Annotated in this window: 11 protein-coding genes and 1 pseudogene; all 12 read left to right on the forward strand. The window is 56.7% G+C overall.

The features are described from left to right. A pseudogene (locus ACPLUI_RS02475) lies at nucleotides 1-398 on the forward strand (glutamate formimidoyltransferase); the annotation flags it as partial. Nucleotides 399-411: 13 nt separating this feature from the next. Then, complete coding sequence (locus ACPLUI_RS02480; RefSeq protein WP_424658692.1) at nucleotides 412-1,041, forward strand: cyclodeaminase/cyclohydrolase family protein; 630 nt, start codon at nucleotides 412-414, stop codon at nucleotides 1,039-1,041. 102 nt (nucleotides 1,042-1,143) lie between these two features. Beyond that, entirely contained in the window at nucleotides 1,144-2,601 is a 1,458-nt protein-coding gene (locus tag ACPLUI_RS02485; protein ID WP_424658693.1) for a sigma-54 interaction domain-containing protein, read from the forward strand. A 174-nt stretch (nucleotides 2,602-2,775) separates the two neighbouring features. Continuing rightward, nucleotides 2,776-4,806, forward strand: coding sequence for a urocanate hydratase (locus ACPLUI_RS02490; protein WP_424658706.1), 2,031 nt, complete (start codon nucleotides 2,776-2,778; stop codon nucleotides 4,804-4,806). An 87-nt stretch (nucleotides 4,807-4,893) separates the two neighbouring features. Next, nucleotides 4,894-5,544, forward strand: coding sequence for an ABC transporter permease (locus tag ACPLUI_RS02495; RefSeq protein WP_424658694.1), 651 nt, complete (start codon nucleotides 4,894-4,896; stop codon nucleotides 5,542-5,544). A gap of 51 nt (nucleotides 5,545-5,595) precedes the next feature. Then, nucleotides 5,596-6,720: a betaine/proline/choline family ABC transporter ATP-binding protein gene (locus tag ACPLUI_RS02500; protein WP_424658695.1), complete on the forward strand. Its 1,125-nt coding sequence runs from the start codon at nucleotides 5,596-5,598 to the stop codon at nucleotides 6,718-6,720. Further along, nucleotides 6,717-7,358 carry an ABC transporter permease gene (locus tag ACPLUI_RS02505; RefSeq protein WP_424658696.1) on the forward strand — a complete coding sequence of 214 codons (642 nt, stop codon included), beginning with the start codon at nucleotides 6,717-6,719 and terminating at the stop codon, nucleotides 7,356-7,358. The genes ACPLUI_RS02500 and ACPLUI_RS02505 overlap by 4 nt, the downstream gene beginning before the upstream one ends. 164 nt (nucleotides 7,359-7,522) lie before the next feature. Then, on the forward strand, nucleotides 7,523-8,473 hold the full coding sequence (locus ACPLUI_RS02510; RefSeq protein ID WP_424658697.1) for a glycine betaine ABC transporter substrate-binding protein: 951 nt from the start codon (nucleotides 7,523-7,525) through the stop codon (nucleotides 8,471-8,473). Between the two features lie 92 nt (nucleotides 8,474-8,565). Further along, nucleotides 8,566-10,470: an aldehyde ferredoxin oxidoreductase family protein gene (locus ACPLUI_RS02515; RefSeq protein WP_424658698.1), complete on the forward strand. Its 1,905-nt coding sequence runs from the start codon at nucleotides 8,566-8,568 to the stop codon at nucleotides 10,468-10,470. Between the two features lie 247 nt (nucleotides 10,471-10,717). Then, the gene (locus ACPLUI_RS02520; protein WP_424658699.1) at nucleotides 10,718-12,178 is read left to right on the forward strand and encodes a trimethylamine methyltransferase family protein; all 1,461 of its coding nucleotides are present in this window, start codon (nucleotides 10,718-10,720) and stop codon (nucleotides 12,176-12,178) included. Nucleotides 12,179-12,191: 13 nt separating this feature from the next. After that, nucleotides 12,192-13,643, forward strand: a complete 1,452-nt coding sequence (locus tag ACPLUI_RS02525; protein WP_424658700.1) for a trimethylamine methyltransferase family protein — start codon at nucleotides 12,192-12,194, stop codon at nucleotides 13,641-13,643. A gap of 32 nt (nucleotides 13,644-13,675) precedes the next feature. Continuing rightward, on the forward strand, nucleotides 13,676-13,936 hold a 261-nt coding region (locus tag ACPLUI_RS02530; RefSeq protein ID WP_424658701.1), incomplete at its 3' end, for a B12-binding domain-containing protein.

Raw genomic sequence — 13,936 nt, forward strand, 5'->3', positions numbered from 1 at the left:
CCGCAGGGGCCACGGCGGTGGGGGCGCGCCCGCCTCTGATAGCCTATAACATCAACCTGGGGACCGGCGACGTGAAGATTGCCAGGGCTATAGCCCGGGCCATCCGCGGCAGTAGCGGGGGGTACCCGAGCATCAAGGCGCTGGGGGTGATGCTGGAAGAGCGCGGGATCGCCCAGGTCACGATCAATGTATGCAACTACCGGGAGGTCCCCCTGCACCGGGTATTTGAAACGGTCCGCAGTGAAGCGAGCCGTTACGGGGTAAACATCGTGGGGAGCGAGGTCGTGGGCCTGGTGCCCATGGAGTCGCTCCTGGATGCGGCTGCTTTCTACCTGCGGCTGGAAGGCTTCCAGCCCGGGCAGGTGCTGGAAAAACGCCTTCTGGACATGCTGGAATAAGGAGTGATTGGCAATGTTGACGGACATGAAGCTGAAAGATTTTCTTGCGGAAGTTGCGTCCGGTTCTCCCGCTCCCGGGGGCGGCAGTGTTGCCGCTCTGGCCGGGGCACTGGGTGCGGCCCTGGTCTCGATGGTGGCCAACCTGAGTACCACTGGAGCTGCCGGGGAGAAGATGCGGCTGGTCCAGGATGAGGCGGGGCGGCTGATGGAAAAGCTGGGCGTGGCGGTGGACGAGGATGCCCGGGCCTTCAACCGCGTAATGGACGCTTTCAGGATGTCCAAGCAGACCGGCCGGGAAAAAGAACTGCGTTCATCTGCCATCCAGCAGGCACTGCAGACTGCGGCGCTCCACCCCCTGGACGTGGCCGGGGAATGCCTGGAAGTCCTGCGTTACTGCCGGGAAGCAGTGGTTTCCGGCAACCCCAGCACCTTGAGCGATGCCGGGGTTGCCTGCCTCATGGCTTACAGCGGACTGGTAGGTGCCCTCTTCAATGTCGCCATCAACCTGGGTAGTATTAAAGACGCGGAGTTCAAGGAAAAAGCAGTTGCCGGAATGAAAGGATTGATGGACGAGGCCGCCGGCATCTTTGCTGAAGTCCGCGCGCTTGTAAATTCCAGGCTTTCCTGTCCGGCCAACTGGTAAGGTTTCTCCATGTACTATTGCACTGGAGAAAGAGACCAGCAGGTAATCTGTCGATATCTATCGAATATTTTGCTAAAGGCAGCCGGAAGGGAGTATCGACAGATGCGGGAAAGGCCGCCAAAAGCTGAGAATACCTGTGCGGAAAACCTGCTGGCCATGCTGGAGAGCGCGCTGAACGCTGTATCCGAAGGAATAATTATTACCGATGTGGACGGCAGGATTATTTATTATAATCGTGCTCTGGAAAAGATGGAGGGGCTGAGGGGCAGCGAGGTGGTCGGGCGCCACCTGACCGAAGTTTACCGGGTAAGGCCCGAGAAAAGCGAACACATGACGGTGGTCAGGACGGGACAACCCGTCCAGGAACTGCCCAAGCAGTATTTTACCGGCGAGGGACGGGAAATCAGCCTGGTTGCCAGCACCCACCCCGTCTATAAGAATGGCCGGGTAATCGGTGCTTTTTCCGTCTGCCGTGATGTTACGAGGTTGAAAGACCTCCTGAGCGAAAGCATAAGGCTGCAAAAACATTTGCGGACCGGGGACGGCGCCAGGAGCTTCAAGGGGAACGGTACGCGGTATACCTTCGGGGATGTGGTCTACGCCAGCCAAACCATGGAAAACCTGCTGCGCCAGGCGGAAAAAGTGGCGAAAGCGGACTGTTCCGTCCTGGTGTACGGTGAGACGGGGACGGGCAAGGAGATTTTCGCTCAGGGTATTCACAATGCCAGCTCCCGGCAGGACCAGCCATTTGTGGGGATCAATTGCGCGGCGATACCGGATACATTGCTGGAAAGTCTCCTTTTCGGCACCGTCAAAGGTGCTTTTACCGGTGCGGTGGACAGCGCCGGACTGCTCGAGCAGGCCGGCCGGGGAACCCTGTTTCTCGACGAAATCAATTCCATGAGCCCGCAGTTGCAGGCGAAGCTGCTCAGGGTGCTGCAGGAGAGAACCTTCCGCCGGGTGGGGGGACAGAAAGAGATACCGGTGAACTGCCGTATTATCACTTCCACGAATATGGACCCCTGGGAATGCATCAGGAGAGGCACTTTGAGGGAGGACCTGTATTACCGCTTTGCCGTATTCACCATCTACATCCCGCCCTTGCGTGAGAGGCCGGGGGACATCGAGGCGCTTATTTACCATTTCCTGAACAGGTACGGTAAAATTTACGGCCAGGGCCGGGTCGAGCTGGAGCCGGAGTTGAAGGAGGCTTTACTGGGTTATCGGTGGCCCGGAAATGTCCGCGAGCTGGAGCATATCATTGAAAGCTGCCTGGCCATGCTTGACCCCGGCGAGAACCTGATTACCTTCAACCACCTCCCCTCCTGTGTCAGGCCGAAGTTCACCGACTCCAGGCGCAAGTTCGATTTCAAGTCCGGCGAGGGCGGGAGCAGTCTCCACCGGATTCTGGAGGATGTGGAAAGGCAGATCATCAGAGACGTTTTGGAAAAGCACCAGGGGAACATCACCAGGGCGGCCAGGTCCCTGGGCATTCTGCGCCAGAACCTCCAGTACCGCATGCGCAGGCTGGGCATAAAGGTGGACGCCGGTTCCCGGTAATTAGCCGGGGCGACTGATGCACAAAAAATTTGCATGCAAAAAATATCTGCGGCGATAACCACCCGGGAGACCACGGGAGGGTGCACAAAAAATTTGCTCATTCGTACGTTGTTGATAGAACGGTGGTCGGGCGGCAAGGTTGGAACACCGGAAGCTACAAAGGGGGAAGTAAAAGTGATCAGCAACAGGGATATATCGGAAGCCATGACCATAAAGCTTGATAACGAACTCCCGGAGATGCCGGAGTTCGTCGAGGGTATCAGGAGAGCGCCCAGCAGGGGTTTCCGCCTGACTCCAGAGCAAACCAGGATCGCTCTGAAGAACGCGCTGCGGTACGTACCGGAAGAGCTGCACGAGAAGCTGGCTCCGGAGTTTTTGAATGAACTGCTTACGCGGGGCAGGATTTACGCTTACCGCTTCAGGCCGCCGGGCAGGATTTATGCCAGGCCCATCGATGAGTATAAGGGGAACTGCCTTGAGGGCAGGGCGTTCCAGCTTATGATTGATAATAACCTGGACTTCGAGGTCGCCCTTTATCCATACGAACTCGTCACGTACGGGGAGACCGGGAAGGTCTGCCAGAACTGGTTGCAGTACAGGTTGATCAAGAAGTACCTGGAGGTGATGACCGACCGTCAGACACTCGTGGTGCAGTCGGGTCACCCCGTGGGGCTTTTCCCTTCCAGGCCGGATGCACCCAGGGTGATTATCACGAACGCCCTCATGGTCGGGATGTTTGACAACCCGCACGATTGGGAGATTGCCGAAGAAATGGGTGTGGCCAATTACGGCCAGATGACGGCGGGCGGCTGGATGTATATCGGGCCGCAGGGAATTGTTCACGGCACCTACAATACCCTCCTGAACGCCGGGAGGTTGAAACTGGGCATTCCCCACGACGGTGATTTGAGCGGGCGATTGTTTGTATCTTCGGGTCTCGGCGGGATGAGCGGGGCCCAGGCGAAAGCAATCGAGATAGCCCGGGGTGTGGGCATCATCGCCGAAGTGGATTACTCCCGGATTAAGACGCGCTACGACCAGGGCTGGGTGAGCAGAGTGTCCGCCGACCTGGACGAGGTCTTCCGGATAGCGCGGGAAGCCCTGTCGCGGCGGGAACCGCTTTCCATTGCCTATTACGGTAACGTGGTGGACCTCCTGGCATATATCGTCGAGCACAAGATACCCGTAGACCTCCTCTCGGACCAGACTTCCTGTCACGCCGTTTACGACGGGGGTTACTGTCCTCAGGGTGTGACCTTTGAAGAGAGGACCAGGTTGCTGGCTGCCGACAGGGAGAGGTTCAAGATTCTGGTTGACAGGAGCCTGAGGCGCCACTACGAGCTGATCAAAATCCTTGTGGAGAGGGGCACCTACTTCTTCGATTACGGCAATTCCTTCATGAAAGCGGTCTTTGACGCCGGGGTCAGGGAGATTGCCAGAAACGGGGTGGATGAGAAGGACGGCTTTATCTGGCCTTCTTACGTGGAAGACATCATGGGGCCCATGCTTTTTGATTACGGTTACGGTCCTTTCAGGTGGGTCTGCCTGAGCGGTAAACACGAGGATCTGGTCAAGACCGACCGCGCTGCCATGGAGTGCATCGACCCCAACCGCCGGCCCCAGGACCGCGATAATTATATCTGGATCCGGGATGCGGAAAAAAACAACCTGGTGGTGGGCTCAAAAGCGCGGATCCTGTACCAGGACGCCGAGGGGCGGGTGAAGATCGCTCTGAAGTTCAACGAAATGATCCGCAGGGGTGAGATAGGTCCCGTGATGCTGGGGCGCGACCACCACGATGTAAGCGGCACCGACTCTCCTTTTCGAGAAACGGCCAACATCAAGGACGGCAGCAATATCATGGCTGAAATGGCCGTCCAGTGCTTTGCCGGAAACGCGGCCAGAGGGATGAGCCTGGTCGCCCTGCACAACGGTGGGGGTGTGGGTATCGGCAAAGCCATTAACGGGGGGTTCGGGCTGGTCCTGGATGGGAGCGAAAGAGTTGACGAGATTATCAAATCCGCCCTCCTCTGGGATGTCATGGGCGGCGTGGCCAGGCGTTCCTGGGCGAGAAACGAGCATTCTCTGGAAACCAGTATTGAATTTAATAAAAAGTACCGGGGAGCGGGACATATCACCCTGCCTTACCTGGCTGACGACGAACTGATTGATGAACTGGTGGCGAAGGCCTTTGATTTGAAGTAGTTTGGTTCGTAAAATTCGCTAGCCGGTTGGCTGGGTGGTCTCCTGGTGTTTCTTAACCGGGTGAGAATTCAAATGGGGGGTGAGTTCTTGGATTACATCAGGTTTGTCCAAAACAATACGCAATTGCTCGTGGAATACGGCCAAAACCACTTAATCCTTGTCCTGTGGGCGGTAATTATTTCGCTCCTCTTATGGGTGCCTGTGGGTGTCCTCATCACAAGGGATGAAAAATGGGCCAACCGGGTTTTGGGCATAGCCAATACCATCTTCTGCATACCCAGCCTGTCCCTGTTCGCAGTTATGGTAACCATCCCCTTCCTTGGTTTGGGAAGGCGGTCCGCCCTGATAGCTCTGGTGTTGTACGCCATGATGCCGCTGGTAAGGAATGTCTATCAAGGGGTTAAGTCTGTGGACCCGAGCGTAATCGAGGCCGCCAGGGGCATGGGGGTGAATTCCTGGAGGATTCTGTGGGAAATCCGCCTTCCCCTGGCCACGCCGGTAATTTTTGCCGGCTTCAGGGTGACCGTCGTTATGACCACGGGTATTGCGGCGGTAGCCACTTATATCGGTGAGAGGAACCTTGGCCGGCTGATCGCAGAAGGGCTTACCAGGTTCAACATTGAGATGATCGTCGTGGGAGCTTTGATGATCGCCGGTATTGCAATCGTCCTCGACGTCATTCTCGGCGGCCTGGAGAAGAAAATAGTACCCCGGGGTCTGCGCGTCCACCGTGGCTGAGCAGGCAATGGGGGCGTGTTGGTGTGCTGGCTTTACGAAGGAGGAAGCAAGGTGATTGAGTTAAAGGAAGTTACGAAAATTTACAAAGGACAGACGGTTCCGGCGGTGAACAAACTTTCACTCAAAATCCTGAAGGGAGAAACGTGCGTTTTTGTCGGGCCTTCCGGTTGCGGGAAAAGCACCACCCTGCGCATGATCAACCGGATGATTGAGCCGACCTCCGGTACGATATTAATTGACGGCCGGGACATCAGGGAGAGTGATCCGGACAGGTTGAGGATGGGCATCGGGTATGTGATCCAGCAGATTGGTCTCCTGCCCCACCGGACGGTTGCGGAAAATATCGCGATTGTCCCGCGGCTGTACGGCTGGCCCAGGGAAAAAATCAAGAAGCGGGTGGACGAACTGCTGGAACTGGTGGGGCTGGACCCTGAAGCGACCCGGAACAAGTTCCCTTCCCAGCTGAGCGGAGGTCAGATGCAGAGGGTCGGAGTGGCCAGGGCCATGGCGGCGGACCCGCCGATCATGTTGATGGACGAGCCTTTTGGTGCCGTGGACCCCATTGTGAGAAATTACCTGCAGGACGAGTTTTTGCGGCTGCAGAGGGAATTGAAGAAAACAATCTGTTTTGTCACACACGACATAAATGAAGCCATCAAGATGGGAGATAAAATTGCCATCTTTAACCGGGGAGAACTGGTTCAGTACGGCACCCCGCAGGAAATCCTGACCAGGCCCGCCAACGAATTCGTCCGTGATTTTATCGGGTATGACAGGGCGGTCAAAATGTTGAGCCTCTTCAGGGTGGAGCAGCTGGTAAGACGGCGGGTTTGTACTGCCTCGGAAAGCGAACTGCCCGGGGTGGCTCAAAAAATGAAAGATTATGGCGCTGAGGTTTGTTTCTTGCTCGACGTTTCGGGCCGGCCGGCCGGCTTTGTAACGGCAGGGACCCTGGCCGGAATGAATGGGGCCGTGGACCCTGAAATGTTGAAACAGGCGGCGTTGAGGAACAGGGAGGCTTTCGTTAACGGAATGACCCTTCTGCGGGATGCCCTGTCGCTGATGCTGGAGCTGGATACGGAATATCTGGGCGTCCTGGACCGTGAAGCTCCGCTAGGGGTGGTTACCCTCGGCGATATCAGGCAGTATATCAGCAGAAAAGAGGGCGGGCAATGAACTGGCTGCGTTTTGAAGATGCTCTTTTCCACAGGGCACCGGAAGCCCTGGCCGTGCACATCTTGATGGTATTGATTTCTGTAACCATTGCAGTAGTCATCTCGGTACCCACCGGCATTATCCTGACCAGGCCGAAGTACAGGAAGTTTGGGATTATCGTCTTGAACATCCTGAACCTGCTGCAGACCGTTCCCGGCCTGGCCATTGTAGCCCTGGCCATGCCCATTCTCGGTATGGGTTTGAAACCCACCATCATCGCTCTCGTCGTGCAGGGACTTTTGCCTATCGCCAGGAACACCATTGCCGGTTTGGCCGGCGTGAACCCCGATGTCAAGGAAGCAGCACTGGGTATGGGTATGCCTCAGAACAAAATACTCCTGGAGGTGGAGCTCCCCCTGGCCATGCCGGTCATCCTGGCGGGTATCCGGACATCCACAGTGTATATAGTCAGCGTAGGTACGCTTGCCGCCTACATCGGTGGAGGCGGCCTGGGTGATTTGATCCTCACCGGCCTGAACATGCTCTGGTCGGAATTCCTGATCGTGGGTGCCGGGCTGGGAGCCCTGCTGGCAATCTTTCTCGACAGGCTGCTTGGTTACCTGGAGCAGAGGATCACTCCACCGGGTTACGGGGCTTAAAGGGGCTTGGACCCGGACTGGAGCTAATTGCCGGGTGCTTTCACGTTTCCCTCCAGTCAGCACCCGGTTGAGGATTTACGGGAAAGGGGGGGATAATGACAGGTAATTTTCAAGACGGGACGGGTTTTGGTAAAATTTAAAAACTTTTAGGAAGGGAGAAGTTTATGAAGAAATTTTACAAGTATGGCCTTGTGGCGGTGCTTGTGCTCGCCCTGATGGCGAGCGTCTTCGGTTGTTCGGGCGGCAAAACCGGTGAACAGAAGAATGCCGGGACTTCCGTCGGTGAAAAGAAGCCGACCATCGTTATTGGCTCCAAGACCTTTACCGAAGCCCTGCTTCTGGGTACGATGACCTATCAGTACCTCCAGCACCTGGGTTATCCGGTGGAGAACAAGGTTGGTCTCGGTGAGCTGGCCGTGATCAGGCCCGCTCTGGAATCCGGGCAGATCAGCGGCTACTGGGAGTATACGGGGACGGTCCTGATCAACGTGATGAAGCACGAACCAAGTTTTAACGAGGAAGAGTGCTACAAGCTGGTCAAAGATTGGGATGCGAAAAATGGACTGGTCTGGCTGGACTACGCTCCACTCAACGATACTTACGGTATCATGGTGAGAAAGGACATCGCTGATAAGTACCACCTGAAGAAAACTTCCGACCTTATCGAGCTGATTAAAAAGGGCGAACCGATCAGGTTTGTGAGCACTCAGGAGTACAACGAGCGGCCTGACGGCCTGGCGCATTTCGAGAAGGTTTACAACTTCCAGTACCCGAAAAAGTACATCATCAACGCTGCGCTCAACGTTGGGTATGAAGCCTTGAAGGCAGGACAGGCCGAGGCCGGACTTGCCTTCACCACGGATGCCAGGGTCAAGGCGTACGGTCTGGTCCTTTTGGAAGACGACAAGAAGGCTTTCCCTGTTTACAATGCCGCGCCGGTCTTCCGGAAAGAGATCATCGACGCTTATCCACAGCTCCCCGAACAGATGAAAAAGCTCAGCTCGCTGCTTGATGACAAGACCATCATGGAATTGAACAGGCAGGTGGACGTGGATAAGAAGAGTGTTGACGAGGTATCCAGGGAGTTCCTCAAACAACATGGTCTCATCAGCTAGTTAACGCAGAGCACGGAGTTGGGCGGGTCTGTATGGTGGCCCGCTCAACTTCTTGGGCCGGTTTTGACACCCGGGTGGACTTCTGCATCGCAATGAAGGAGGAGAAAGTGGTGAGGCAACTTGCGGGAGACCTGGTTTATGTAAATTTGACCACGGGGGAGATTAAAAGAAAGCCCTGGCCGGAAGAAGTGATCAAGGCTTATCTGGGCGGCCGTGGCCTGGCTGACTACATCCTTTTGAAGTATTTATCCGGGTCTGTGGCTCCCCTTGATCCTGAAAATATCCTTGTCTTTGCACCGGGCCTTTTGAGCGGTACCCGGATGATTACCACCGGCAGGCTACACATAAGCGCTCGCTCTCCTCTCACGGGACTCCTGGGTTCTTCGAACGGGGGCGGTACTTTTGCTGCCGACCTCAAAGCCTGCGGTATTTTATCCCTCATTGTCACGGGGAGGGCGGAAAAACCCGTTTTTATCAATATCCTGGGGGACCGGATTACCATCGAAGACGCAGCACCCGTCTGGGGTATGAAAACTCACGAGGCACGCGCGAAATTGATGGATATGGCGGGTGACGACCGGGTCAAGATGGTCCTGATCGGGCCGGCCGGGGAGAATCTTTCCGCCCTGGCGTGTGTGGTGACGGATGTGGGCCATGCCGCCGGCAGGACCGGCATGGGGGCGGTCATGGGTTCCAAGAATTTAAAAGCAGTTGTGGTAAGAAAGACTGAACCGTTCAGAGGAGAAGCGCCGGAGGAGGCGGTCCGGGCGGTCAGGGAGTACGTCGCAAAACTGAAGGCCCTGCCCTGCTGGGAGGAGTGGTCGACAGCCGGTTCTTCAACCAGCGTTTCCTGGACTGACCGTTTGGGCGCCTGCGGGGTCAAGAATTTCCGCCAGGTGACCTTCGAAGGGATTGTAACAGCCTGTGGTTCCGCCTACAGGGATCTTCTCTTGAGACATCACTCCTGCTACAACTGTCCCATTCATTGCCGGGCCTTCGTCCGGATCGATCGCGGCCGGCACGCGGGGTTTGTTGGCGACCGCGGCGAGTACGAGCCTCTGTCCATGTGGGGGCCGCGCTGCGGCAATCCTGACGGCCTCGAGAGCATCTACCTGTGTAATTTATGTGACGAGTATGGGATTGACAGCTTTGATACGGGTTGTGTCGTGGCTTTTGCCATGGACCTCTATGAACGGGGGATCCTGACTAGGGAGGAGACGGACGGTTTGGAACTTGGCTGGGGCAACGCTCTGGCCATGGAGGAGATGGTTCACCGCATCGCCAACCGCCGCACCTGGCTGGGGGACGTGCTGGCCCGGGGTATTAAGCAGGCTGCCGAAATTATCGGCCGGGGTGCGGAAAAATACGCCTACCACGTGAAGGGGTTAAGCCTGCCGATTATGGACCCCAGGGGCTTCAAAGGAAGCGGCCTGGGCTATGCGGTGGCCAGCCGTGGGGCGGATTTCTGCCACGTTTACGCCAAGCCGGAATACGCCTATACTCCGGAACAGGCCCTCATTGCTTACGGTACGGAAAAAGTTGCCGACAGGCTCTCCGAAGAGGGTAAGCCTTTACTGGTCAGACAGTGCATGTGCGCCAACGCGGTCGTCGACTCCCTGGGTATCTGCAAAATTCCCGAATTTGCCATGCTCCTGGACTTCGACCTTACCGAGGCGGCGAAAATTTTCTCGGCCTTTGCGGGTGAGCGGTTCACCGGCGAGCAGTTGCTCAAGATGGGCGAGCGGATCGTCAACGCGGAAAGACTGTTTAACTTCCGGTTTGGAGCCACGGGCGCAGATGATACGCTTCCCGAAAAGTTTCTCACCGAACCGGTGCCCGACGGTCCCTGCAAAGGTTCGGTGGTCCGCCTGGAACCGATGTTGAAAGAGTTTTATTCCTTGATGGGCTGGAACGAGGATGCCTCGGTCAGCGGAGCCAAAAAGAAGGAGCTCGGTTTGGAAGGATTGACGGGAGAAGACGATCTCACCCGTATCTAAAAGACAGGTTGGCACTTTTAACTACAGTCTGCCCCGGCTATGCATAAAGGTAACGCATGCAAACGGTTTGTGCGTGGCAGGGGCTTCCCATCATAAAAGTGCTGTGCAAAATTTATTTGCGGAAGGTAGTTTTGCTCAGATAGGCTGTAAAACAATAAATGTGAAATCCAATGCGGTGTCAGGTGTATAGTGGTATGGTTCTTGCTTGCCCAAATATACTGTCAGTATAGTTGAAGGAGGGTGAACGGTGGAGCGCTACTTGTCCAATTACGATGAACAGGTAACCCCGCGTTTAAAGTGGATAACCGATGCCCAGCTGGAGCAGATCCACTGTGCATCGCTAGAGGTTCTGGAAAGAACAGGGATCATTGTGCAGAATCAGGAGGCGCTGGCCCTGCTAAAGGCTGCGGGCTGCCGTGTGCGTGAGAACAGGGTATGGATACCTTCCTGGCTTGTAGAAGAATGCCTGCGCCTTGCCCCCAGGCGGATTGTTGTGGCCAACAGGCTGGGGAAACGCATCATGCCCCTGGAGAAGAACCGTGTTTACTACGGTACGGGGTCGGACCTCCCCTTTACCATCGACCTTGATACGGGGGAAAGGCGGACATCCACCAAGAAGGACGTGGAAGACGCGGCCAGGGTTATGGATTATCTGCCGAACTACGACTTCATCATGAGCTATGCCATTGCCACCGATACGGAGCCCTGTGTCAGCGACCTGCACCAGTTCGAGGCGATGACCGTCAACAGCAGCAAACCGATCATCTTCACCGCCCACAATGCCGCCAACACGGAAGCCATCATTGAAATGGCGGCGGCCTGCGTCGGGGGTGAGGATAACCTGCGGAAGAACCCCTATATCATCCTCTACTCGGAACCCATCTCCCCGCTCGTACACACCCACGACGGGGTGGGGAAGATGTTCAAGTGTTTCGATTACGATATCCCCGTTGTATATACTCCCGGTGTTCTGGCAGGAGCCACCACTCCCGTTACCAAAGCAGGGTGCATCACCTTGATGAACGCCGAAGGACTGGCCGGGGTGGTCATGGCCCAGCTCTACAAGAAAGGTGCGCCCATCATCATTGGCGGCGGGGCGACCCCGATGGACATGAAGTACTCCACCACCCTTTACGGCGCCCCCGAAACATCCATGAACTACGCCGTGATGACTCAGCTCGCCCAGTTTTACGGGCTGCCCAACTTTACCGAAGCTGGTTGCGTCAATGCTCCGGTGCCCGATGTTCAGGCCGGTGTGGAAGCGGCTATGACCATCATGATGACCCAGCTCGAGGGGTGCAACCTTGTCCACGACGTCGGCTACCTGGAGGGTGGGAAAACGGGTTATCTCCCCTTCCTGGCCATCTGTGACGATATCATCGATATGGCCCGCTACACCGGAGCCGGCACCAGAATTTCCCCCGAACACCTGGCGGTGGACTGCATTGACGAGGTCGGTCCAGGCGGCAACTACATGGCCCATGACCACACCTTCAAGTACTTCCGTGAAGAAATCTGGTCTCCGCGCTTCTTTACCAGGTACCGGTGGGAGCAGTGGGCCGACAGAGGGAAGGAAACTCCGCTTGATCTTGCCACCAGGAAGGTCAGGGAAATCCTGGCGGAACACCGGGCTGCTGCTCTACCGGACGGGGCGACGGAAGTTATGAAGGCCGTCATCAGGCGCAGAGAGACAGAGTGCAAAGGTTAGGAGATGAGGCGCATTGCTTTACGCGAGCAGGCACGGACGGGGTATGGCGTTTCGTACACTATCTGTCAGGCAAATTCAGGAAATTCACAGTGCGAGCTGTCGCATCCTTAATGAGGTCGGCGTGGTTGTTCACCACGACGAGGCGAAAGACCTCCTTGAAAAGGCGGGGGCCTATACCGACGGCAGCGGCCGCACATACCTCCCCGATTCGCTTGTGGAGTGGGCCATCCGGACGGCTCCCTCCAGGATAACAGTTTACAACCGGCTTGGTTCCCCAGCCATGTGGTTGGAAGGTTCCAACGTATACTTCGGAACGGGCTCCGATACCCTGTATTATATTGACCCCTTCAGCGGGGAGAGGAGAACCTGGGCGAAGGATGACGTGGCGTCGGCGGTGCGGGTCGTTGACGCCCTCCCCGAGATCGATTTCGTCATGTCCATGGGCATGCTGGGCGATGTGGATAAGCGCATGAACAACCGCGTCCAGTACGCTCTCATGGTCAAGAACAGCGTTAAACCCCAGGTGGTGATCGCGGAGGATAAAGACACCCTGGCCGATATCATTGAAATGGCTGCGGCGGCGGTGGGAGGCGGGGAGAAGCTGAAGCACCGGCCCATCTTCGCGCTGTACTGCGAGCCCACCTCCCCTTTACAGCTGCCTTACGAGTCGGTGGGCAAGCTTCTGCTGGCGGCCGAACACAGGGTACCCGTAAACTTCGCCTGCGGGGCGCTGGCCGGGGCTTCGACACCCGTGACGGTGGCCGGGACGGTGGTCCAGGCCAACGCGGAGGCCCTGTGCGGGCTGGTCGTCCACCAGCTCAAGAACCCGGGAGCACCCTTCCTCTACGGTTACGGGGATTCGCCGCTGGACATGCGCACGATGCAGGCGGTCTACGCCGTGCCGGAGGCCCTGCTGCTTCAGGGCTGCCTCTGCGACCTGGCCCGCTACTACGAGCTGCCTTCCTGGGGGTATGCTGGCTGCAGCAGTTCAAAGGCCTTCGATGAGCAGGCCGTGGTGGAAGGCACGATGTTCACTCTCACCGGTGCCCTGCAGGGGTGCAACCTGATGCACGACGTCTTTTACATCGAATCGGGGCGCACCGGGTCCCTCGAACTGTTGGTCCTCTCCAACGAGGTGATTTCGCGCGTGAGGTACTTCCTGCGCGGTGTGGATACAAGTCCGGAGTACCTGACTGTCGAAGCCATCAAACGGGTGGGACCGGGAGGGAACTTCCTGGCAGATGACCATACCGCCGACCATTTCCGCGAAAGCTGGCAGCCCGACATTTCGGATTTCAACGGCTACGAGGCCTGGGCGGCCTCGGGCGCTAAGACGATGGGGCAGCGGATCAGGGATAAGATCAAGAAAATCCTGGATAGCCACCGGCCCCTGCCCCTGGCGCCGGATGTTGAAAAGCAAATTGACGGTGTTATATTGAAGGCGCAGGAAAGGATCGGGGCTTGATTAGTGGAAAGATTAAGATGGAGGGAAAAAGAATGAGCAAATACCAGGAACTGGCACAACTTGTTGTTAAGGGAGATATTCAGCATGTTGAGGCAATGACCAAAAAACTCCTCGAGGCGGGTGAAGATCCCCTCGCGATCATCAATGAGGGCCTGATCGCAGGGATAAATGAAGTCGGCGTTAAATTCAAGGAAGGGGAGCTCTTCGTTCCGGAGATGATGCGGTCTGCGAAGGCCATGAAGGCGGGTGTGGAAGTCGTGAAGCCTGCCATCGCGGGGACTGATATTCCTTCT

Source organism: Desulfofundulus sp. (assembly GCF_049701015.1).
Classification (GTDB): Bacteria; Bacillota; Desulfotomaculia; order Desulfotomaculales; family Desulfovirgulaceae; genus Desulfofundulus.